Here is a 20,834-nt window from a genome sequence, read left to right as displayed (position 1 = left end):
GCCGGAGAGGGTCATCATGCCGTTGATCATGCCGCCCCAGCTCGGAGCCAGCAGAATCAGGGACATCACCATGCCGAGGGACTGGGCCCAGTCCGGCAGTGCGGTGTAGTGCAGGTGGTGCGGGCCGGCCCAGATGTACAGGGTGATCAGCGCCCAGAAGTGCACGATGGACAGGCGATAGGAGTAGACCGGACGGCCAGCCTGCTTCGGTACGAAGTAGTACATCATGCCGAGGAAGGCGGTGGTCAGGAAGAAGCCCACGGCGTTGTGGCCATACCACCACTGCACCATGGCGTCGGTGGCGCCGGAGTACAGGGAGTAGGACTTGGTCCAGGTGACCGGCATCTCCAGGTTGTTGACGATGTGCAGCATCGCCACAACGATGATGAACGCGCCGAAGAACCAGTTACCGACGTACAGGTGTTTGACGTTGCGCTTCAGCAGGGTGCCGAAGAACACGATGCCGTAAACGACCCAGACCACGGCGATCAGGATGTCGATCGGCCATTCCAGTTCGGCGTATTCCTTGCCGCCGGTCCAGCCCAGGGGCAGGGAGATCGCGGCGAGCAGGATCACCAGCTGCCAGCCCCAGAAGGTGAACGCGGCCAGCTTGGGTGCGAACAGGGTGGTCTGGCAGGTGCGTTGCACGGTGTAGTAGGAGGTGGCGAACAGGGCGCAGCCACCGAATGCGAAGATCACTGCGTTGGTGTGCAGTGGGCGCAGGCGGCCGAAACTTGTCCAGGGGAGGTCGAGGTTCAGGGCGGGCCAAGCCAATTGGGCGGCGATCAGGACGCCGACAAGCATCCCGACGATGCCCCACACCACCGTCATGATGGCAAATTGGCGGACCACCTTGTAGTTATAGGCGGTACTGGTTGCTGTGTTCATGTATGGGCTTCCATCCACGGTTTTGGGCAGAGTGCTGCGTCTGCCATCTCCTGGAGGCCAGGAATCGACGGGTTTTGCAGCGGAGTGAAGGATGGTGAAACGCTATTGCCAGCATATTGACCCGGATCAATGTCCTCTCGGACCCGCCCGGGCGGCGGACGAAGCGGCATGGTTATGGACGAGACCGGCCGGGAGTCCAGGTGCGACGCTGATCCTGGCCCATGGCGCGGGGGCGCCTATGGACAGCCCGTTCATGGAGGAGATCGCCCAGAGGCTAGGGGCGTGCGGGATTGCCGTGGTGCGTTTCGAGTTCCCCTACATGGCTGCGCGGCGCCTCGGTGGCATGCGTCGCCCGCCGGATCCCCAGGCGCGTTTGCTGGACGCTTGGCGCGCGGTGCACGCCCAGGTGCGGCAACAGGTCACGGGGCCATTGGCCATCGGTGGCAAGTCCATGGGTGGGCGCATGGCCAGTCTGCTGGCTGATGAGTTGCGGGTCGACGCGCTGGTGTGCCTGGGCTATCCGTTCCATCCCGCAGGCAAGCCGGAGAAGACCCGCGTCGAGCACCTGGCGGAACTGCGCACGCCGACCCTCATCCTGCAAGGCGAGCGGGATGCGTTGGGATCACGGCCGGAGGTTGAAACCTATCGATTGTCGGCGAGCATCCGCCTGGACTGGCTGGCCGCCGCCGACCATGATCTGAAACCGCTCAAAAGCTCAGGCTTCACCCAGGCGCAGCATCTGCAGCACTGCGCCGAGGTGATCGCGGCTTTACTGTCGGGCAACTCCCGCTAGCGGTTGAAGCGCTCCACCAGGGCATGCTGGCCGCGCGCCGTGGCGGTCAGCTCCTTGCTCAGTTGCGCGGTGCCGGCCGCTTCGCCGGCGGTGCGCTCCGCCAGCAGGGCGATGGTGTCGATGTTGCGGTTGATTTCACCGGCGGTGGTGCTCTGTTGCTCCGCGGCGGTGGCGATCTGCCCAGCCATGTCGGCGATGCGGTGCACGGCTTCGCCGATGCCGGCCAGGGCGCGATCCGCATTCAGTACCTGGGCGACGCTGTCGTCGGCCTGGCGGCGACTGTCTTCCATGGCCTGCACGGCCTCTTCGGCGGTGCGCTGCAGCGTGGCGATCAGCTGGTGGATCTGTTCTGTGGAATCCGCGGTGCGCCTGGCCAGCAGGCGTACCTCGTCGGCCACCACCGCGAAGCCGCGGCCCATTTCGCCGGCGCGCGCCGCTTCGATGGCGGCGTTCAAGGCCAGCAGGTTGGTCTGGTCGGTGATGCCCTTGATGACATCCACCACGCCGCCGATTTCGCTGCTGTCCTGGGCCAGGCGCGCCACGGTGGCGCTGGAATGGCCGGCGGCCTGCGACAGCTGTTCGATGGCGCGGCTGGCCTGCTCGGCGATCAGGCGTCCCTGGTCGGCCAGCGCCTTGGCGTTGCGGGTGGCCTCGGCGGTCTGCCCGATGTGGCTGGCCACCTCGTGGGTGGCGCTGCTGAGCAGGCGGATCGATTCGGCGACACGCTCGGTTTCCCTCAGTTGGTTCTGCAGGCCGCTGGAGCTGTTCTGCGCCAACTGGTCGGCCTGGCTGGCCTGGCGGGTCAGCTGCTCTGCCGTGTCCTGCAGGCGGGTCAGGCAGGTCTGCAAATGCAGATGCTGGCTGATCATGGCCATTTCCAGCTGCGAGCTGATACCCAGGCCATCGGTGTACATGCGGGCGATCAGCGGATCGGCGATGCCCTGGCTCTTGGCCACACCCAGCAGGCGGCGCGGGCCGCGGGTCTGCCAGTAGAGACCGGCCAGCCCCAGGGGAATGCTCAGCAGGGCGGCCAGGGCAAAGCCCCAGCCGCTGTTCAGCCAGGCGCCGACGGCGAAGCCGATCTGGCTGACCAGGATGAACGGCAGCCAGTTGAGCAGCACCGGTAGCCAGCGGGCCCGGCGAGGTACTGCCGGCTTGCCGCCGTTGATGCGTCGGTACAGGGCTTCGGCGCGGCGAATCTGCTCGCCACTCGGCTTGCTGCGCACGGACTCGTAGCCGACCACCTTGCCGTTTTCCAGGATCGGCACCACGTAGGCGTTCACCCAGTAGTGGTCGCCGGTCTTGCAGCGGTTTTTGACGATGCCCATCCACGGGCGCCCCGACTTGAGGGTTTGCCACATGTGCGCAAACACCGCCGGCGGCACATCCGGGTGGCGTACCAGGTTGTGCGGCGCGCGCTGCAGCTCCTCGCGGTTGAAGCCGCTGATCTGCACAAAGGCATCGTTGCAGTAGGTGATCTGACCTTTCAGGTCAGTGGTGGAAATCAGTCGCTGCTCGGCCGGGAAGGTGCGTTCGCGCTGAGTGACAGGCAAATTCTTGCGCATTCTGGGATCCATGCGGTGACGTAGTGTCCACCGGGGAAAGTCATGACATGAGTAAATCGGCTGACGCCAAAAAAACATAAATGAATAAGTGTGCGCCAGAGTTCCTGACACTTCATTCATTCGGAATTGATCCTGGTCATGGACTTCCGAGGCGTTCGCGAAGAACGAAGTGCAGAATGCCGCCGTGCATGAAGTAATCCACTTCGTTCTGGGTGTCGATGCGACAAAGGACGGGGAAGCTGTCCTGCGAGCCGTCGCGGCGGGTGACGTCCACCGTCAGTTGTTGGCGGGGCGCCAGCGAGGCGGACAGACCCCGGATGTTCAGCACTTCATCACCGGTCAGGCCCAGGCTGTGGCGATTCTGGCCGGCCATGAACTGCAGGGCCAGCACGCCCATGCCGATCAGGTTGGAACGATGAATGCGCTCGAAGCTTTCCGCGATCACCGCCTTGATGCCCAGCAGGTTGGTGCCCTTGGCCGCCCAGTCGCGGGAGGAGCCGGTGCCGTACTCTTGCCCGGCAATCACCACCAGTGGCACGCCTTCGCGCTGGTAGCGCATGGCCGCGTCGTAGATGGAGAGCTTCTCGCCGCCCGGATGATGCAGGGTGTAGCCGCCTTCCTCGCCCGCCAGCATCTCGTTGCGGATGCGGATGTTGGCAAAGGTGCCGCGCATCATCACTTCGTGATTGCCGCGCCGCGAGCCGTAGGAGTTGAAGTCCCGGGGCGCGATGCCCAGCGATTGCAGGTAGAGGCCGGCCGGCGAGGTGGCCTTGATGTTCCCGGCGGGGGAGATGTGGTCGGTGGTGATCGAGTCGCCAAACAGCGCCAGGATGCGCGCGCCGAGGATGTCCGCCGGTGGCTCCAGAGGCTGGTCGATGCGCTTGAAATAGGGCGGGTGCTGCACGTAGCTGGAGTGCGGGTCCCAGGCATAGGTGTCGCCGCTGGCCAGCGGCATGCTGCGCCAGGCCTCGTCGCCGCTGAACACGTCGGCATATTCGCGGCGGAACATCTCGCCTTCGACGGCGCCCACGGCGGCGGCCACTTCTGCGTTGCTGGGCCACAGGTCGCGCAGGTACACCGGCTGGCCCTGCGGGTCGTGGCCCAGTGGTTCGCTCAGCAGGTCGATGCGCGTGGTTCCGGCCAGAGCGAAGGCCACCACCAGCGGCGGCGAAGCCAGCCAGTTGGCCTTGACCTGGGGATGTACGCGGCCTTCGAAGTTGCGGTTGCCGGAAAGCACCGAGCAGACGATCAGGTCCTGGTCGGTGATGCACTGGGCAATGGGGTCCGGCAGTGGGCCCGAGTTGCCGATGCAGGTGGTGCAGCCATATCCGACCAGGTAGAACCCCAGTCGCTCCAGATAGGGCGTGAAGCCGGCCTTTTCCAAGTAGTCGGTCACCACCTTGGAGCCGGGCGCCAGCGAGGACTTCACCCAGGGCTTGCGCTGCAGGCCACGCTCCACCGCCTTCTTGGCCAGCAGTCCGGCGGCCATCAGCACGCTGGGATTGGAGGTGTTGGTGCAAGACGTGATGGCGGCAATGACCACCGCCCCGTGACGCAAGCCGAAAGACTCTCCCGGCACCGGAAATTCGCTCTGCATCTGCGCGCTCCGGCCGCTGGTTTCCAGCAGCAGATCGAAGCTGGCGCGCATGTCCGGAAGGTTGACGCGATCCTGCGGCCGTTTCGGGCCGGCCAGCGAGGGCTGCACGCTGTCCAGATCGAGGTGCAGGGCTTCGCTGAACTCGGGCTCGGGGCTGGCACTGTCGCGCCACAGGCCCTGGGCCCGACAGTAGGCCTCCACCAGGGCGATGCGCGACGCATCGCGACCGGTCAGGCGCAGGTAGTCGAGGGTGATCCTGTCCACCGGGAAGAAGCCGCAGGTGGCGCCATATTCCGGCGCCATGTTGCTGATGGTCGCGCGGTCGGCCAGCGGCAGGGCGTCCAGCCCGGGACCGTAGAACTCCACGAACTTGCCGACCACGCCATGCTTGCGCAGCATCTGGGTGACGGTGAGCACCAGGTCGGTGGCGGTCACCCCTTCGCGCAACCGACCGGTGAGCCTCACGCCCACCACCTCCGGAATCAGCATGGACACCGGTTGGCCGAGCATCGCCGCCTCGGCTTCGATGCCGCCCACGCCCCAGCCGAGCACGCCGAGGCCGTTGATCATGGTGGTGTGCGAATCGGTGCCCACCAGGCTGTCGGGGAAGGCCAGCATACGACCGTCATCGGTCTCGCTGCGCACGACATCGGCCAGGTACTCGAGGTTGACCTGGTGGCAGATGCCGGTGCCCGGCGGCACCACGCGGAAGTTGGCGAATGCCTGCTGACCCCAGCGCAGGAAGGCATAGCGTTCGGCGTTGCGCTGCATCTCGATGGCCACGTTGTCGGCAAACGCGCTCGGATCGGCGAAACGGTCGACCATCACCGAGTGGTCGATGACCAGGTCCACGGGGATCTGCGGGTTGATCTGCCGGGGATCGCCGCCCGCCCTGGCCGTGGCGTCGCGCATGGCGGCCAGGTCGACCACCGCCGGCACGCCGGTGAAGTCCTGCATCAGCACCCGTGCCGGCCGGTACTGGATCTCGTGCTCCGAGCGGCGCTCGCGAAGCCAGTCGGCGATGGCCTGGCAGTCCTCCCGGCGTACCGTCCGGCCATCCTCCCAGCGCAGCAGATTCTCCAGCAGCACCTTGAGCGAGAGCGGCAGGCGTGCGATATCACCCAGGCTGTTCCCGGCCTCCGGCAGGCTGTAGTAGTGATACGTGTGCTTGCCGACCTGCAGGGTGCGGCAACAATTCAGGCTGTCCAGGGCTGGCATGGTGTGATCCTTGGAAGTCGTGCCACGGGTTCTGCTCTGGACCGACCGGGCGGGCCAAGGGTTCCCGCGCGGCTCACGAGCGCGGCGGTGTGGGCGGCATGGGTGCTGCCCAGTAGGTCTGCTTGTGGCCGCGGGCCTGGTAGTCGCGGGCCAGGTGTTCGGCCTCGGCCCGGGTCAGGCGTTCGCGCACCAGGCATTCGTTGCCGTTGTCATCCAGACGCTTGACGCACCAGTCGCGCATGACGTTCCTCCGGCTGGGCGTAATGCCCGCTTTGCGCCACAATAGCCGCCTGTTTCCGGAGTATCACGATGTCCCTGCAACCCGACGCGATTCTCGACGCCAGCGGGCTGAACTGCCCCGAACCGGTGATGATGCTGCACAACAAGGTGCGCGACCTGCAGGCCGGCGGCCTGCTGCAGGTCATTGCCACCGATCCCTCGACCCGTCGTGACATCCCCAAGTTCTGCGTGTTTCTTGGCCATGAGCTGGTCGAGCAGCGCGAGGATGCCGGCCAGTTCCTCTACTGGATTCGCAAGAAGGCCGATTGAGCTGCCGACACGGGCTATTCCTGTGTCGGTGCCATCCGGTGGATCGCGCGGCCTGCGCGCACATGCAGTCGCCAGCCGAGCACCAGCGCCGCGCAGCTCAGGCCGACGATCAGGCCCTGCCATAGGCCTGCCGGGCCGCTGGGGGCGCCGAGCAGGTCGGTGAGCCCCAGCAGGTAGCCCACCGTCAGACCGATGCCCCAGTAGCTGGGCAGGGTGATCAGCATCACCGCCCGAGTGTCCTGATAACCACGCAAGGCGCCAGCGGCGGAAACCTGTATGCCGTCGGAAAACTGGAAGAGCGCGGCATAGATCAGCAGGGTGCTGGCCAGGGCGACCACCGCCGGGTCCGGCGAGTAGAACCCGGCAATCTGCTCGCGAAATACCATCATCAGCATGGCCGAGAAGCAGGCGTAGCCCAGTGCCACGCCGATCCCCAGGGCCGCGGCGAAGCGTGCGTCGCGTGGCGCGTTGCGGCCCAGGGCCTGGCCCACGCGCACGGTGACCGCCATGCCCAGGGACAGGGGCACCATGAACACCAGCGACGAGATGCTGAGGGCGATCTGATGGCCGGCCACCACGGTGTCACCGAGGCTGCCGATCAGCAGGGCGATGACCGAGAAGATGCTCGACTCGGCAAAGATGGCGATTCCGATCGGCACGCCCACCGCCAGCAGTGCTCGGATCAGTGGCCAGCGTGGGCGCTCGAAATGCTTGAACAGTTCGCTGAAGCGGTAGATGGGCGAGCGGTTGACCCAGGTGAGCATGGCCGCCAGCATGGCGATCATCACCAGCCCGGTAGCCCAGCCGCAGCCCACGCCGCCCAGGGCGGGCAAGCCCAGCTTGCCGTGGATGAGCACATAGTTGAGCGGGATGTTAACCAGCAGGCCCAGCAGGCCGATGATCATGCTCGGCAATGTGTGGCTCAGGGCGTCGCTGTAGCAGCGCAGCACCTGGTAGACGGCGGCGGCGGGAAAGCCGAACGCTACCCCCTGCAGATAGCCGAGGGTGGGCTCGATCAATCCGGGGTCGAGCTGCATGGCATTCAGCACGGGCCTGGCCTGGGTCAGTAGAAATGCGAACAGCAGGCCAATCGCCAATCCCAGCCAGAGCGCCTGGCGCACCAGCGGCCCGATTTCTGCCAGCTTGCCGGCGCCGAAGCGATGGGCCACCTTCGGGGTGGTTGCCATCAGGATGCCGGTCATCAGCAGGTAGAGGGGAATCCAGACGGAGTTGCCCAAGGCCACGGCCGCCAGGTCGGCGGCGCTGACCCGGCCAGCCATCACGGCATCGACGGCGCCCATGGCGGTATGCGCCACCTGGGCGATGATGATGGGAGTAGCGAGGGCGAGCAGTGCGCTCAGTTCGTGCCCGACGCGGGAAACGCGGTTCATATGGCTCATGGGACGGCGACAGGGAAAAGGCGGGGATTCTACGCCGCGCACCCAGGCGAAGAAAGGGTAGGGGTCGCAAGGGCAAAGGACTAAACTGGCGCCCCCTCCGAGGAGTCCGAGCATGCGCATTCTTGCCGACGAAAACATACCCCTGGTCGAAGCCTTCTTCGCCGAATTCGGCGAGATCCGCCGTCAGCCGGGGCGCGCGTTCAGCGCTGATGCCCTGGCCGAAGCCGATGTGCTGCTGGTGCGCTCGGTGACCCGGGTGGATGCCGCCTTGCTGCAGGGTAGCCCGGTGCGCTTCGTCGGCACCTGCACCATAGGCACCGACCACCTCGACCTCGATCATCTGGCCGCCGCCAACATTGCGTGGGCCAGCGCGCCGGGCTGCAATGCCCGTGGAGTGGTGGATTACGTGCTGGGCAGCCTGCTGGCGCTGGCCGAGGTGGCGGGCTCGCCACTGCGGGAGCGCTGCTACGGAGTGGTGGGCGCCGGTCAGGTGGGTGCGCGGCTGGTGGAGGTGTTGCGCGGGCTGGGTTGTCGGGTGCTGGTCTGCGACCCGCCGCGCGCGGAGCGCGAGGGTGGCGATTATGTCGATCTGGACGAGGTGCTGGCGCAGTGCGATGTAATCAGTCTGCATACACCGCTCACCTCGGCAGGCCGGTGGCCGACGCGCCATCTGCTGAATGCCGAGCGGTTGGCCCGGCTGCGTCCCGGCAGTTGGCTGATCAATGCCAGCCGCGGCGCGGTGGTGGACAACCAGGCCCTGCATGCGCTGCTCCTGCAGCGGCCCGATGTCGAGGCGGTGCTGGATGTCTGGGAGGGTGAGCCGCTCGTGGATGTGGCACTGGCCGAGCGATGCCGGATCGCCACCCCCCACATCGCGGGCTACAGCCTGGAAGGCAAGGCGCGCGGCACTGCACAGATCTACCGCGCGCTCTGCGCACACCTGGGCATGCTGGCGCCGCTGGAGCTGGAGGCGCTATTGCCCGAGCCCTGGCTATCGCAATTGACCCTGCACGCCGGTGCGGACCCCGACTGGGCGCTGTCTGCCCTGTGTCGGGCCGTCTACGATCCGCGGCGCGACTCCGCCGATTTTCGGCGCAGCTTGAGAGGCGACGAGGACATGCGTCGCGCCGGCTTCGACGCGCTGCGCAAGCATTATCCGCCACGCCGGGAAATCGATGGCCTCAGGGTCGAGTTGCTGGGCCAGGCCCCGCAACTGGCTGCGCTGGTTCGTGCGCTGGGGGCCAGGCTGGTCTGAGCCTCACCCCTGGGTGGGCTCATCCTCATCGGGCTCCTGATCGAGGGCGCGGCAGGCCTGCTGGATCATGGCTTCGGTGATGGGTACTTCGCGTCCCTGCTCATCGATCACTGCACACGCAAAGCAGTCGGCGGGGAGGTGGGTGGGTACAGGCTGGGTGGCGTTGTTGTTCAGGTTCATGTGTCCATCTCCTGGTCGCTGGATTCCATAGCTTGTTCAATCTAGATGAAATCCAGATGACGACCAGGGCGGGCGGACGGGATACCGCCCGCCCACGAGACTTTAGTAGTACTCGCAGAGGTAGGCGGTATCCACGGCGACCTTTAGCTGGAACTTGCTGTTGGCCGGTACGCTGAACTGGCTGCCGGCCTCGAAGGTTTCCCAGGCTTCACTGCCTGGTAGGCGCACAGTGAGGGCGCCGGCCACGACCTTCATGATTTCCTTCTGGCTGGTGCCAAACTCGTACTCGCCGGGTGCCATCACGCCGACGGTGGCAGGGCATTCGGCCTGTTCGAAGGCGATGGATTTGACCTTGCCGTCGAAGTATTCGTTGACCTTGAACATGGGGCGTTTCCTATACGGAAAAAAGGGCGCGCCAGTATGCCGAAGCGTCCGATCGGCGTCACCGGGTTCCCGTGTTTAATGCGGCAGGGCCAGGGGTAGCAGGCGTGCGGCGTTGCGTGCGTCTTCCAGGGCGCGGTGCTGGCGGCCCTGGAAATGCATGCCGGCCAGCATCAGGGCCATGTTCAGACCGACCGGGCGGGTCAGCTGTCGACTGCTGGCGAAGGACTGCTTGAGGTTCAGGTGGGGAAACTGCTGAAGGCGGCTTTGCAGGCCTTGCGCCTGCCATTCCTGCTCGAGCTGGCGGCGGTCGTAGTCGCCCCAACTGGCCCAGCCAGCCAGGCGGGAGCCTTGGGCCAGCAGCCAGCTTTCGAAGGCCGGCCAGAGTTGCGCGAGGGTCCGGGCGCTGTCGATCTGCTGCTGGTCGATATGCGTGAGGTCCTTGCAGAAGCTCGTCAGGCAGGGGCGCCGCAGCGGTCGGACATGGCGCTGGAAATGGGCGACTTCGTGGCCCTCGCTGGTGGCGAGGGTGGCGCCGATCTCGATGATCTCCATGTCTCGCAGTGGCCAGCCACCTTCATCCGTGGTGGCTTCCAGGTCGATAACCAGCCAATGTCGCATACGTCCTCCATCGGGCTGGCCGGAGTATGGCGGTGTCGGTCCCGGTCGGCAAATCGACCAAGGGTGGGGCTGATCGGCTGGATGCAATGCCTGTGACAACGGATGGGCTGGCAGTAAAATCGCGGCCCCCTCTGTTCGAGTGTCGAGTAGTCATCGTCATGAAATGCCGTGCAGGTTGCGGCGCTTGCTGCATAGCCCCCTCCATCAGCTCGTTCATTCCCGGCATGCCGCGTGGCAAGAAGGCCGGTGAGCGATGTATTCACCTGAGCGAGGCAGGCCTCTGCGCGCTGTTCGGAAAGCCGGAGCGGCCACGCGTGTGTTCGGCCTTCGAGGCTGACGAGGCATTCTGCGGGGAAACCGCCGAGCAGGCGATTCAGCTTCTGGGCTGGCTGGAGCAGTCCACTGCCTGAGCCCCCCACAACGAAAAGGAGAGAAATCATGCTCGTGTCTACGTGCAGGCCCCTGATGCTGGGGTTGTCCCTGGTGTTGTTCGGTGGCGCGGTGAGCGCTCAGGATTGGGAGCTGGTGAAGGACGAGCAGGGGATCAGGGTCTACCTGGCTGCGGTGCCTGGTTCTGCCTACAAGGCCTATCGAGGCGAGACGGTCATTCGGGCAAGCATGGCCCGGATTCGTGCACTGCAGGAAGACGTTCAGGGTTCCTGTGCGTGGATCCATCAATGCAAGGCGCAGCAAATGATCCGGCGGGAAGGCAGCAAAGCCTGGACGCACACCTATTTCAGCACGCCCTGGCCGGTTACCCCGCGTGATTCCGTGATCGAGGTGACCACCGAGGAGGAGGGCGGTACTCTGGTGCGCCATCTAAAAGGCGTGCCAGACATGCTCCCGGAAGAAAAGGGCTATGTGCGTGTGACCCGTGTCGAGGGTTACTGGCGTTTGGAGCCGTTGGACGGTGGGCTGGTGAAGGTGACGTATCAGCTGTATAGCGAGCCGGGTGGCAGCGTGCCCTCCTGGCTTGCCAATAGTTTCGTGATCGATGCCCCGTTCAACACGCTCAACGGGTTGCGCAGTCTGGCGGAAAGCGCTCGTTAAAGGGTGGGGTGCCGAAAACAGAAAAGGCTGCCCATGGGCAGCCTTTTCTTTTGGCGTCCGAGCGATCAGCCGCGCTGGTTCAGCGGAGCGAAGTCGCGACGCTCGTGGCCAGTGTAGAGCTGGCGCGGGCGACCGATCTTCTGGCCGCTTTCGATCATTTCCTTCCAGTGCGAGATCCAGCCCACGGTACGGGACATGGCGAAGATCACTGTGAACATGCTGGTCGGAATGCCGATGGCCTTCAGGATGATGCCGGAGTAGAAGTCCACGTTCGGGTACAGGTTGCGCTCGGCGAAGTAGGGGTCCTTCAGCGCAATCTCTTCCAGCTTCATCGCCAGTTCCAGCTGCGGGTCATTGATACCCAGCTCGCCCAGAACCTCGTCGCAGGTCTGCTTCATGACCTTGGCGCGCGGGTCGAAGTTCTTGTACACGCGGTGGCCGAAGCCCATCAGCTTGAACGGATCGTTCTTGTCCTTGGCCTTGGCCAGGAACTTGTCGATGTTCGAAACGTCGCCAATCTCGTCCAGCATGGTCAGCACGGCTTCGTTGGCGCCGCCGTGGGCCGGTCCCCACAGGGCAGCGATGCCGGCAGCGATACAGGCGAACGGGTTGGCGCCCGTGGAGCCAGCCAGACGAACGGTGGAAGTCGAGGCGTTCTGCTCGTGGTCCGCATGCAGGATGAAGATGCGGTCCATGGCCTTGGCCAGCACCGGGCTGATCGGTTTGATCTCGGCCGGGGTGTTGAACATCATGTGCAGGAAGTTTTCCGCGTAGTTCAGGTCGTTACGCGGATACATGATCGGCTGGCCGATCGAATACTTGTACGCCATGGCCGCGATGGTCGGCATCTTGGCGATCAGGCGGTGTGCGGAAATCTCGCGGTGCTGCGGATTGTTGATGTCCAGCGAGTCGTGGTAGAACGCCGACAGGGCGCCTACGATGCCGCACATCACGGCCATCGGGTGAGCGTCGCGACGGAAGCCGTTCAGGAAGGACTTCAGCTGCTCGTGAACGATGGTGTGGTTCTTGATGGTGTTGACGAATTTGGCCTTCTGCTCGGCATTCGGCAGCTCGCCGTTGAGCAGCAGGTAGGCGGTTTCCAGGTAATCGGACTTTTCCGCCAGTTGTTCGATCGGATAGCCGCGGTGCAGCAGGACGCCCTTGTCGCCGTCGATATAGGTGATCTTCGACTCGCAGGAAGCGGTGGACATGAAACCGGGATCGAAAGTGAATTTGCCCGTGGCTGTCAGGCTGCGGACGTCGATGACGTCGGGCCCGATGGTACCGCTTAGGACGGGCAGTTCTACGGGGGCGGCGCCCTCGATGATCAACTGCGCTTTTTTGTCAGCCATGAGTGGCCTCCTGGTTATGCTTGGAATCATCAGCAGCCCCCCATGCAGGGCCGGCATCACTATAGAGCGATAAACTTGAATGTCAATTTGCGTAACCCCTGAAAAATGAAGGGGTTCCGGCGTCTTTCATGGGGGCAGGGTGGACTTTTTACGGCATTCTTTTGGGGCTAGCCATTCGCCTTTAGTGGCGGCGCGTCGCGTTGTCATTAGTGGGCTAACTGTCTATACTCCGTAGCCGGCCGTCATGGGCATAGCGCCTGTGTTTTGGCGGTTGCACTCCATGTGGGTGGGTACCTGACCAGTGCACTTCCCAACAACAACGCCCTGCTTCCTGGGGCTCAAAGTGTGAAAAGAAGCCGTGAATAGCCAACGACCAGTAAACCTAGACCTTAGGACTATCAAGCTCCCTGTCACCGCTTACACGTCCATCCTTCACCGCATCTCCGGCGTGATCCTGTTCCTCGGGCTCGTCGTGCTCCTTTACGGGCTCGATATGTCCCTGGCGTCCGAGGAGAGCTTCGAAGAGCTGAAGGCGTGCCTGGCCAGTCCGCTGGCAAAGCTGGTGATCTGGGGTCTGCTGTCCGCTCTGCTGTACCACCTGGTGGCCGGGATTCGCCACCTGTTCATGGATGCCGGCGTCGGTGAGACGCTGGAGGGCGGCAAGCTCGGCTCGAAGATCGTCATTGCCGTTGCCGTAGTATTGATTGTCCTGGCTGGGGTGTGGGTATGGTAACCAACGTCACTAACTTTTCGCGCTCCGGCCTCTATGACTGGATGGCTCAGCGCGTCTCCGCGGTCGTGCTGGCTGCGTATTTCATTTTTCTGCTCGGCTTCGTGCTGCTCAATCCAGGCCTGACCTACGCCGACTGGCATGGTCTGTTCTCCCACAATGCGATGCGCATCTTCAGTCTGCTGGCGCTGCTGGCGACGGTGGTGCATGCCTGGGTCGGCATGTGGACCATCTCGACTGACTACCTGACGCCGATGGCTTTCGGTCGTTGGGCAACCGTGTTGCGCTTCTTCTTCCAGGCGGCCTGCGGCGTGCTGCAGTTTGTGCTGTTCGTCTGGGGCGTGCAGATTCTGTGGGGTATCTGATCCATGTCTAGCATTCGCACTCTTTCCTTCGACGCCATCATCGTCGGTGGCGGTGGCGCCGGCATGCGCGCCGCGCTGCAACTGGCCCAGGGTGGTCACAAGACTGCCGTGGTGACCAAGGTCTTCCCGACCCGTTCGCACACCGTGTCCGCCCAGGGCGGCATCACCTGCGCCATCGCTTCGGCCGACCCGAACGACGATTGGCGCTGGCACATGTACGACACCGTCAAGGGCTCCGACTACATCGGTGACCAGGACGCGATCGAGTACATGTGTTCCGTGGGGCCGGAGGCCGTGTTCGAGCTCGAGCACATGGGTCTGCCGTTCTCCCGCACCGAGCAGGGGCGCATCTACCAGCGCCCGTTCGGCGGCCAGTCCAAGGACTTCGGCAAGGGTGGTCAGGCAGCTCGTACCTGTGCCGCGGCTGACCGTACCGGTCACGCCCTGCTGCACACCCTGTACCAGGCCAACCTGAAGAACGGTACCTCGTTCCTGAACGAGTGGTACGCCGTGGACCTGGTGAAGAACCAGGACGGCGCCATCGTCGGCATCATCGCCATCTGCATCGAGACTGGCGAAACCGTCTACATCCGCTCCAAGGCCGTGGTCCTGGCTACTGGTGGCGCCGGCCGCATCTATGCGTCCACCACCAACGCCCTGATCAACACCGGCGACGGCGTGGGCATGGCCCTGCGTGCTGGTGTGCCGGTCCAGGACATCGAAATGTGGCAGTTCCACCCGACCGGTATCGCCGGTGCCGGCGTGCTGGTGACCGAAGGTTGCCGTGGCGAGGGTGGCTACCTGATCAACGCCCACGGCGAGCGCTTCATGGAGCGTTATGCTCCGAACGCCAAGGACCTGGCAGGTCGCGACGTGGTCGCCCGTTCCATGGTCAAGGAAGTCATCGCCGGCAACGGTGTTGGTCCGAACAAGGATCACGTGCTGCTGAAGCTGGACCACCTGGGCGAGGACGTGCTGCACAGCCGCCTGCCGGGTATCTGCGAACTGTCCAAGACCTTCGCGCATGTCGACCCGGTTGTTGCGCCGATTCCGGTTATCCCGACCTGCCACTACATGATGGGCGGCATTGCCACCAACATTCATGGCCAGGCCATCACCCAGGACGCCAACGGCAACGACAAGATCGTCGAAGGCCTGTTCGCTGTGGGTGAAGTGGCGTGCGTATCCGTACACGGTGCCAACCGACTGGGCGGCAACTCGCTGCTCGACCTGGTGGTGTTCGGTCGTGCCGCTGGTCTGCACCTGGAGAAGGCGCTGAAGGAAGGTGTCGAGGCGCGCAGCGCCAGCGAGACCGACATCGAGGCTTCCCTGAAGCGTCTGGCCGGCGTCAATGAGCGTACCTCCGGTGAGGAAGTGGCCCCGCTCAAGCGCGAGCTGCAGAGCTGCATGCAGAACTACTTCGGTGTATTCCGTACCGGCGAATACATGAAGAAGGGCATCGCCCAGCTGGCCGAGCTGCGCGAGCGCATCGCCACCGTCAAGATCAACGACAAGAGCCAGGCCTTCAACACCGCGCGCATCGAAGCGCTCGAGCTGCAGAACCTGCTCGAAGTGGCTGAAGCAACCGCCATCGCTGCCGATACCCGTACCGAGTCCCGTGGTGCCCACGCCCGCGAAGACTACGAAGAGCGCGACGACCAGAACTGGCTGTGCCATACCCTGTACTTCCCGGGCGAAAAACGCGTCGCCAAGCGCGCCGTCAACTTCGCACCGAAGACTGTGCCGGCGTTCGAGCCGAAAGTACGTACTTACTAAGGGTGATGTGAATGTCTCTGCCCAAGACTTTGCAAGTAAGCGTTTACCGCTACAACCCGGAGCGCGATGCGTCTCCCTACATGCAGGACTTCAACGTCGAGATCGACGGCAAGGATCTGATGGTCCTGGACGTGCTGGCGCTGATCAAGGAACAGGACGAAGGTTTTTCCTACCGTCGCTCCTGCCGTGAAGGCGTTTGCGGTTCCGACGGCATGAACATCAGCGGCAAGAACGGCCTGGCCTGTATCACCCCGCTGTCCAGCGTGGTGAAGAACGGCAAGCTGGTGATCCGCCCGCTGCCGGGTCTGCCGGTCATCCGTGACCTGGCCGTCGATATGAGCATCTTCTACAAGCAATACGAGAAGGTGCAGCCGTACCTGCAGAACAACACGCCGGCTCCGGCCATCGAACGTCTGCAGAGCCCGGAAGACCGCGAGAAGCTGGATGGCTTGTACGAATGCATTCTGTGCGCGTGCTGCTCGACCAGCTGCCCGTCCTTCTGGTGGAACCCGGACAAGTTCCTGGGCCCGGCCGCGCTGCTGCAGGCCTATCGTTTCCTGGCCGATAGCCGTGACACGATGACCGAACAGCGTCTGGCGGCCATGGATGACCCGTTCAGCGTCTTCCGTTGCCGCGGCATCATGAACTGCGTGAACGTATGTCCCAAGGGTCTGAACCCGACCAAGGCCATCGGTCACATCCGTAACATGCTGCTGCAAAGCGGTACCTGATCCCTCGGGATCGTACCCAGGCTGTACCTCTACGCTGTCGGCTAACCCCGGCAGCGTAGTTTTAAGCGGGTCCGGAGCTCACAAAGCACTGGACCCTTCCTGAAAAGTAAATGATGGCTATCAGGGGCATCCGGTAAAAACCCGGTCTATCTGCGGGGTCCCGTAGTGGCTTAACCAGTTGCTCAGGCACGCCGTGCTGCGGTTTCCACGCCGATGGTGTTCCCTTATCGAGGGTGACCAAGCATGCAAGAAAGCGTAATGCAGCGCATGTGGAACAGTGCCCACCTTTCCGGTGGTAACGCTGCCTATGTCGAGGAGCTGTATGAGCTCTATCTGCACGACCCCAACGCTGTGCCCGAAGAGTGGCGCACCTATTTCCAGAAGCTGCCCAACGATGGCGGCAACACGACTGACGTTCCGCATTCGCCCATTCGCGATCACTTCGTCCTGCTTGCCAAGAACCAGCGCCGCGCGCAGCCAGCTTCTGCCGCCAGCGTGAGCAGCGAGCACGAGAAGAAGCAAGTCCAGGTATTGCGCCTGATCCAGGCCTTCCGCGCCCGTGGCCATCAGGCCGCCAAGCTCGACCCGCTGGGTCTGTGGCAGCGCCAGGTGCCGGCCGATCTCACCATTCAGAACTACGGGCTGACCGACGCCGATCTGGATACCACCTTCCAGACGGGCGAGCTGTTCATTGGCAAGGAAGCGGCAACTCTGCGCGAGATTGTCCAGTCCCTGCAAGATACCTATTGCCGCACCATCGGCGCCGAGTTCAACCACATCACTGACTCCGAGCAGCGCAAGTGGTTCGCCCAGCGTCTGGAGAGCGTGCGTGGTCGCCCCACCTACTCGCGTGATGCGCAGGCTCATCTGTTGGAGCGCCTGACTGCAGCCGAAGGCCTGGAGAAGTACCTGGGCACCAAGTACCCGGGCACCAAGCGCTTCGGCCTGGAAGGCGGCGAAAGCCTGATCCCGATGGTCGACGAGATCATCCAGCGTTCCGGCTCCTACGGCATGAAGGAAATCGTCATCGGCATGGCCCACCGCGGCCGTCTGAACATGCTGGTGAACACCTTCGGCAAGAACCCGCGCGACCTGTTCGACGAGTTCGAAGGCAAGAAGGTCGAGGGTCTGTCCTCCGGCGACGTGAAGTACCATCAGGGCTTCTCGTCCAACGTCACCACCCCGGGTGGCGAACTGCACCTGGCCATGGCCTTCAACCCGTCGCACCTGGAAATCGTCTCCCCGGTGGTCGAGGGCTCCGTGCGTGCCCGCCAGGACCGTCGTCTCGATCCGAATGGCGACAAGGTTCTCCCGGTCTCCATCCACGGTGACGCGGCCTTCGCCGGCCAGGGCGTGGTGATGGAAACCTTCCAGATGTCGCAGATCCGCGGCTTCAAGACTGGCGGGACCATCCACATCGTCATCAACAACCAGGTCGGCTTCACCACCAGCAACCCGCAGGATGCGCGCTCCACCGAGTACGCTACCGACGTGGCCAAGATGATCGAGGCGCCGATCCTGCACGTGAACGGCGATGATCCGGAAGCCGTCCTGTTCGTCACCCAGCTGGCCGTCGACTACCGCATGCAGTTCAAGCGTGACGTGGTGCTCGACCTGGTCTGCTATCGCCGTCGTGGCCACAACGAGGCCGACGAGCCGAGCGGCACCCAGCCGCTGATGTACCAGCAGATTGCCAAGCAGCGCACCACCCGTGAGCTGTATGCCGATGCCCTGATCAAGGCCGGTGCACAAACCAACGAAGACGTGCAGGCCAAGATCGACGAGTACCGCACCGCCCTGGACAATGGCCAGCACGTGGTGAAGAGCCTGGTCAAGGAGCCGAACCCCGACCTGTTCGTGGACTGGACTCCCTACCTGGGCCATGCCTGGACCGCTCGCCACGATACCCGTGTACCGCTGGACAAGCTGCGCGAGATTGCCGCTGGCCTGACCCGCATTCCGGAAGGCTTCGTGGTACAGCGCCAGGTTGGCAAGGTCTACGAAGACCGCCAGAAGATGACCGCCGGCGCCATGCCGATCAACTGGGGCTATGCGGAAACCCTGGCCTACGCCACGCTGCTGCATGACGGCCACCCGGTGCGCATGACCGGCCAGGACGTCGGCCGCGGCACCTTCTCGCATCGCCATGCCGCGCTGCACAGCCAGAAGGACGCAACCACTTACATCCCGCTGAAGAACCTGTTCGAGGGTCAGCCGCGTTTCGACCTGTACGACTCCTTCCTGTCGGAGGAAGCCGTCCTGGCCTTCGAATACGGCTATGCCACCACCACGCCCAACGCGCTGGTGATCTGGGAAGCCCAGTTCGGCGACTTCGCCAACGGTGCCCAGGTAGTGTTCGACCAGTTCATTTCCAGCGGCGAGACCAAGTGGGGCCGCCTGTGCGGTCTGACCGTCCTGCTGCCGCACGGTTATGAAGGCCAGGGTCCGGAGCACAGCTCCGCGCGTCTGGAGCGTTACCTGCAGCTGTGCGCCGAGCACAACATCCAGGTCTGCGTGCCGACCACCCCGGCACAGGTCTACCACATGCTGCGTCGCCAGGTGGTTCGCCCGCTGCGCAAGCCGCTGATTGCCCTGACGCCCAAGTCGCTGCTGCGCCACCCGCTGGCCATCTCGACCCTGGAAGATCTGGCCGAAGGCTCCTTCCAGACCGTGATCCCGGAAGTGGACGCCGTCGATCCGGCCAAGGTCGAGCGCCTGATCATGTGTTCGGGCAAGGTCTATTACGACCTGCTGACCAAGCGCCGCAACGAAGGCCGCGACGACACCATCATCGTGCGCATCGAGCAGCTGTACCCGTTCCCGGAAGAGGATCTGGCCGAGATCATCGCGCCCTACAAGAACCTCAAGAAGGTGATCTGGTGTCAGGAAGAACCGATGAACCAGGGCGCCTGGTACTGCTCGCAGCACCACATGCGTCGTGTCGCCAGCGCGCATCAGAAGGGCCTGTTCCTGGAGTACGCCGGCCGCGAGGCCTCCGCTTCTCCGGCCTGCGGCTACCCGTCGATGCATGCCGAGCAGCAGGAAAAACTGCTGCATGACGCCTTCAATATCTAACCCACGTTCTCGAACGTAGTATCGGAAAGACAGGAATTCATCACATGGCTATTGAGATCAAAGCCCCCGCCTTCCCGGAATCGGTTGCCGACGGCACCGTTGCCACCTGGCACAAGAAGCCGGGCGAAGCCGTAAAGCGCGACGAACTGATCGTCGACATCGAAACCGACAAGGTTGTTATGGAAGTGCTGGCCGAAGCCGATGGCGTGGTCGGTGAAATCATCAAGGGCGAGGGCGAGACCGTTCTCTCCGGCGAAGTGCTGGGCACCCTGAACGCTGGCGCCGTGGCCGCCGCTCCGGCTCCGGCCGCTGCTGCTGCCCCGGCAGCCGCCGCCGCTCCGGCCGCTGCTGCCGAAGACAAGATCCTGTCTCCGGCCGCCCGCAAGATCGCCGACGAAGCCGGCGTCGACCGCAACAGCATCGAAGGCACCGGCAAGGGTGGTCGCGTGACCAAGGAAGACGCCGTTGCTGCCGCTTCCGGCAAGCCGGCCGCCGCTCCGGCTGCCAAGACTGCCGCTCCGGCTGCCGACGCTCCGGTCTTCGCTGCCGGCGACCGCGTCGAGAAGCGCGTGCCGATGACCCGTCTGCGCGCCAAGGTGGCCCAGCGTCTGGTCGAGGCCCAGTCCTCCATGGCAATGCTGACGACCTACAACGAAGTCAACATGAAGCCGATCATGGACCTGCGCGCCAAGTACAAGGACCTGTTCGAGAAGAAGCACAATGGCGTGCGTCTGGGCTTCATGTCCTTCTTCGTCAAGGCGGCTGTCGAGGCGCTGAAGCGCCAGCCGGTGGTCAATGCTTCCATCGACGGTAACGACATCGTCTACCACGGCTACCAGGACATCGGCGTGGCCGTGTCCAGCGACCGTGGCCTGGTGGTACCGGTGCTGCGCAACGCCGAGTTCATGAGCCTGGCGGAAATCGAAGGCGGCATCGCTGCCTACGGCCGCAAGGCGAAGGAAGGCAAGCTGACCATCGAGGAAATGACCGGTGGCACCTTCACCATCTCCAACGGTGGTGTGTTCGGTTCGCTGCTCTCCAGCCCGATCGTCAACCCGCCGCAGTCCGCCATCCTCGGCATGCACAAGATCCAGGAGCGCCCGATGGCCGTGAACGGCCAGGTGGTGATTCTGCCGATGATGTACCTGGCGCTGTCCTACGACCACCGCCTGCTGGATGGCAAGGAAGCGGTCACCTTCCTGGTCACCCTCAAGGATCTGCTGGAAGACCCGGCGCGCCTGCTGCTGGACATCTGATCGACGTGTGATTCGCGTCAGGCAGAACCCGGCATGTCCGGGCTCTGCCGTT

The 20,834-nt window shown here is 64.0% G+C and carries 20 protein-coding genes; 11 read left to right on the top strand and 9 right to left on the bottom strand.

Annotated elements, in window-relative coordinates:
* Positions 1 to 888: cbb3-type cytochrome c oxidase subunit I (locus AS93_RS0107845; RefSeq protein ID WP_027590105.1), on the bottom strand; the 888-nt coding region annotated here is incomplete at its 3' end.
* 91 nt (positions 889 to 979) lie between these two features.
* Here AS93_RS0107845 and AS93_RS18930 point away from each other — a divergent pair.
* Positions 980 to 1,681, top strand: coding sequence for an alpha/beta family hydrolase (locus AS93_RS18930; RefSeq protein ID WP_155956119.1), 702 nt, complete (start codon positions 980 to 982; stop codon positions 1,679 to 1,681).
* On the opposite strand, the gene AS93_RS0107835 is transcribed toward AS93_RS18930, so the two are convergent.
* The 3 genes from AS93_RS0107835 to AS93_RS20940 form a co-directional block, all read right to left on the bottom strand.
* Complete coding sequence (locus AS93_RS0107835; protein ID WP_027590104.1) at positions 1,678 to 3,246, bottom strand: PAS domain-containing methyl-accepting chemotaxis protein; 1,569 nt, start codon at positions 3,244 to 3,246, stop codon at positions 1,678 to 1,680. The two genes, AS93_RS18930 and AS93_RS0107835, sit on opposite strands and share 4 nt — an antisense overlap.
* 136 nt (positions 3,247 to 3,382) lie before the next feature.
* Positions 3,383 to 6,061 (bottom strand): aconitate hydratase AcnA, encoded by a 2,679-nt coding sequence (gene acnA / locus AS93_RS0107830; RefSeq protein WP_027590103.1) that lies wholly within the window; start codon positions 6,059 to 6,061, stop codon positions 3,383 to 3,385.
* Between the two features lie 73 nt (positions 6,062 to 6,134).
* Positions 6,135 to 6,302 carry a hypothetical protein gene (locus AS93_RS20940; RefSeq protein ID WP_169745306.1) on the bottom strand — a complete coding sequence of 56 codons (168 nt, stop codon included), beginning with the start codon at positions 6,300 to 6,302 and terminating at the stop codon, positions 6,135 to 6,137.
* A 68-nt stretch (positions 6,303 to 6,370) separates the two neighbouring features.
* On the opposite strand from AS93_RS20940, the gene tusA reads away from it, so the two are divergent.
* Positions 6,371 to 6,610, top strand: a complete 240-nt coding sequence (gene tusA, locus AS93_RS0107820; protein ID WP_027590101.1) for a sulfurtransferase TusA — start codon at positions 6,371 to 6,373, stop codon at positions 6,608 to 6,610.
* 14 nt (positions 6,611 to 6,624) lie between these two features.
* On the opposite strand, the gene AS93_RS0107815 is transcribed toward tusA, so the two are convergent.
* The gene (locus tag AS93_RS0107815; RefSeq protein WP_027590100.1) at positions 6,625 to 8,010 is read right to left on the bottom strand and encodes an MATE family efflux transporter; all 1,386 of its coding nucleotides are present in this window, start codon (positions 8,008 to 8,010) and stop codon (positions 6,625 to 6,627) included.
* 112 nt (positions 8,011 to 8,122) lie between these two features.
* Here AS93_RS0107815 and pdxB point away from each other — a divergent pair, with 112 nt between their 5' ends.
* On the top strand, positions 8,123 to 9,265 hold the full coding sequence (pdxB, locus tag AS93_RS0107810) for a 4-phosphoerythronate dehydrogenase PdxB (RefSeq protein ID WP_027590099.1): 1,143 nt from the start codon (positions 8,123 to 8,125) through the stop codon (positions 9,263 to 9,265).
* Positions 9,266 to 9,268: 3 nt separating this feature from the next.
* On the opposite strand, the gene AS93_RS20935 is transcribed toward pdxB, so the two are convergent.
* The 3 genes from AS93_RS20935 to AS93_RS0107795 form a co-directional block, all read right to left on the bottom strand.
* Entirely contained in the window at positions 9,269 to 9,445 is a 177-nt protein-coding gene (locus AS93_RS20935) for a PA1571 family protein (protein ID WP_169745305.1), read from the bottom strand.
* 102 nt (positions 9,446 to 9,547) lie between these two features.
* The gene (locus tag AS93_RS0107800) at positions 9,548 to 9,829 is read right to left on the bottom strand and encodes a pyrimidine/purine nucleoside phosphorylase (RefSeq protein ID WP_027590098.1); all 282 of its coding nucleotides are present in this window, start codon (positions 9,827 to 9,829) and stop codon (positions 9,548 to 9,550) included.
* A 75-nt stretch (positions 9,830 to 9,904) separates the two neighbouring features.
* Positions 9,905 to 10,447 carry an exonuclease domain-containing protein gene (locus AS93_RS0107795; RefSeq protein ID WP_027590097.1) on the bottom strand — a complete coding sequence of 181 codons (543 nt, stop codon included), beginning with the start codon at positions 10,445 to 10,447 and terminating at the stop codon, positions 9,905 to 9,907.
* A gap of 158 nt (positions 10,448 to 10,605) precedes the next feature.
* Here AS93_RS0107795 and AS93_RS0107790 point away from each other — a divergent pair, with 158 nt between their 5' ends.
* Both AS93_RS0107790 and AS93_RS0107785 read left to right on the top strand, forming a co-directional pair.
* Positions 10,606 to 10,857, top strand: coding sequence for a YkgJ family cysteine cluster protein (locus AS93_RS0107790; protein WP_027590096.1), 252 nt, complete (start codon positions 10,606 to 10,608; stop codon positions 10,855 to 10,857).
* A 28-nt stretch (positions 10,858 to 10,885) separates the two neighbouring features.
* Positions 10,886 to 11,497, top strand: coding sequence for an START domain-containing protein (locus AS93_RS0107785; protein ID WP_051587387.1), 612 nt, complete (start codon positions 10,886 to 10,888; stop codon positions 11,495 to 11,497).
* 65 nt (positions 11,498 to 11,562) lie between these two features.
* Here the strand turns inward: AS93_RS0107785 and gltA are convergent, their stop codons facing one another.
* Positions 11,563 to 12,849 (bottom strand): citrate synthase, encoded by a 1,287-nt coding sequence (gene gltA / locus AS93_RS0107780; protein WP_027590094.1) that lies wholly within the window; start codon positions 12,847 to 12,849, stop codon positions 11,563 to 11,565.
* Positions 12,850 to 13,207: 358 nt separating this feature from the next.
* Here gltA and sdhC point away from each other — a divergent pair, with 358 nt between their 5' ends.
* From sdhC to odhB, 6 genes are all read left to right on the top strand, one after another.
* A complete protein-coding gene (sdhC, locus tag AS93_RS0107775) occupies positions 13,208 to 13,582 on the top strand; it encodes a succinate dehydrogenase, cytochrome b556 subunit (protein ID WP_027590093.1) in 375 nt (124 codons plus the stop codon).
* On the top strand, positions 13,576 to 13,944 hold the full coding sequence (sdhD, locus tag AS93_RS0107770) for a succinate dehydrogenase, hydrophobic membrane anchor protein (RefSeq protein ID WP_027590092.1): 369 nt from the start codon (positions 13,576 to 13,578) through the stop codon (positions 13,942 to 13,944). The genes sdhC and sdhD overlap by 7 nt, the downstream gene beginning before the upstream one ends.
* A gap of 3 nt (positions 13,945 to 13,947) precedes the next feature.
* The gene (gene sdhA / locus AS93_RS0107765) at positions 13,948 to 15,720 is read left to right on the top strand and encodes a succinate dehydrogenase flavoprotein subunit (RefSeq protein ID WP_027590091.1); all 1,773 of its coding nucleotides are present in this window, start codon (positions 13,948 to 13,950) and stop codon (positions 15,718 to 15,720) included.
* An 11-nt stretch (positions 15,721 to 15,731) separates the two neighbouring features.
* Positions 15,732 to 16,451, top strand: coding sequence for a succinate dehydrogenase iron-sulfur subunit (locus AS93_RS0107760; RefSeq protein ID WP_037008717.1), 720 nt, complete (start codon positions 15,732 to 15,734; stop codon positions 16,449 to 16,451).
* Positions 16,452 to 16,694: 243 nt separating this feature from the next.
* Complete coding sequence (locus AS93_RS0107755) at positions 16,695 to 19,526, top strand: 2-oxoglutarate dehydrogenase E1 component (protein ID WP_027590089.1); 2,832 nt, start codon at positions 16,695 to 16,697, stop codon at positions 19,524 to 19,526.
* A 44-nt stretch (positions 19,527 to 19,570) separates the two neighbouring features.
* The gene (gene odhB, locus AS93_RS0107750; protein WP_027590088.1) at positions 19,571 to 20,782 is read left to right on the top strand and encodes a 2-oxoglutarate dehydrogenase complex dihydrolipoyllysine-residue succinyltransferase; all 1,212 of its coding nucleotides are present in this window, start codon (positions 19,571 to 19,573) and stop codon (positions 20,780 to 20,782) included.
* Positions 20,783 to 20,834 lie beyond the last annotated feature (52 nt).

Origin of the sequence: Pseudomonas sp. RL (genome assembly GCF_000647775.1) — a bacterium.
Lineage (GTDB): Bacteria > Pseudomonadota > Gammaproteobacteria > Pseudomonadales > Pseudomonadaceae > Serpens > Serpens flexibilis.
This window is presented reverse-complemented; position numbering and strand designations above follow the sequence as displayed.

Coding starts and splice junctions, on each gene's coding strand:
- AS93_RS0107815 (WP_027590100.1), bottom strand. CDS start 8,010: ATGAGCCATATGAACCGCGTTTCCCGCGTCGGGCACGAACTGAGCGCA.
- AS93_RS0107760 (WP_037008717.1), top strand. CDS start 15,732: ATGTCTCTGCCCAAGACTTTGCAAGTAAGCGTTTACCGCTACAACCCG.
- sdhD (WP_027590092.1), top strand. CDS start 13,576: ATGGTAACCAACGTCACTAACTTTTCGCGCTCCGGCCTCTATGACTGG.
- sdhA (WP_027590091.1), top strand. CDS start 13,948: ATGTCTAGCATTCGCACTCTTTCCTTCGACGCCATCATCGTCGGTGGC.
- AS93_RS20935 (WP_169745305.1), bottom strand. CDS start 9,445: ATGAACCTGAACAACAACGCCACCCAGCCTGTACCCACCCACCTCCCC.
- tusA (WP_027590101.1), top strand. CDS start 6,371: ATGTCCCTGCAACCCGACGCGATTCTCGACGCCAGCGGGCTGAACTGC.
- AS93_RS0107795 (WP_027590097.1), bottom strand. CDS start 10,447: ATGCGACATTGGCTGGTTATCGACCTGGAAGCCACCACGGATGAAGGT.
- AS93_RS20940 (WP_169745306.1), bottom strand. CDS start 6,302: ATGCGCGACTGGTGCGTCAAGCGTCTGGATGACAACGGCAACGAATGC.
- AS93_RS0107835 (WP_027590104.1), bottom strand. CDS start 3,246: ATGCGCAAGAATTTGCCTGTCACTCAGCGCGAACGCACCTTCCCGGCC.
- AS93_RS18930 (WP_155956119.1), top strand. CDS start 980: ATGGTGAAACGCTATTGCCAGCATATTGACCCGGATCAATGTCCTCTC.
- gltA (WP_027590094.1), bottom strand. CDS start 12,849: ATGGCTGACAAAAAAGCGCAGTTGATCATCGAGGGCGCCGCCCCCGTA.
- AS93_RS0107800 (WP_027590098.1), bottom strand. CDS start 9,829: ATGTTCAAGGTCAACGAATACTTCGACGGCAAGGTCAAATCCATCGCC.
- acnA (WP_027590103.1), bottom strand. CDS start 6,061: ATGCCAGCCCTGGACAGCCTGAATTGTTGCCGCACCCTGCAGGTCGGC.
- pdxB (WP_027590099.1), top strand. CDS start 8,123: ATGCGCATTCTTGCCGACGAAAACATACCCCTGGTCGAAGCCTTCTTC.
- odhB (WP_027590088.1), top strand. CDS start 19,571: ATGGCTATTGAGATCAAAGCCCCCGCCTTCCCGGAATCGGTTGCCGAC.
- AS93_RS0107755 (WP_027590089.1), top strand. CDS start 16,695: ATGCAAGAAAGCGTAATGCAGCGCATGTGGAACAGTGCCCACCTTTCC.
- AS93_RS0107790 (WP_027590096.1), top strand. CDS start 10,606: ATGAAATGCCGTGCAGGTTGCGGCGCTTGCTGCATAGCCCCCTCCATC.
- AS93_RS0107785 (WP_051587387.1), top strand. CDS start 10,886: ATGCTCGTGTCTACGTGCAGGCCCCTGATGCTGGGGTTGTCCCTGGTG.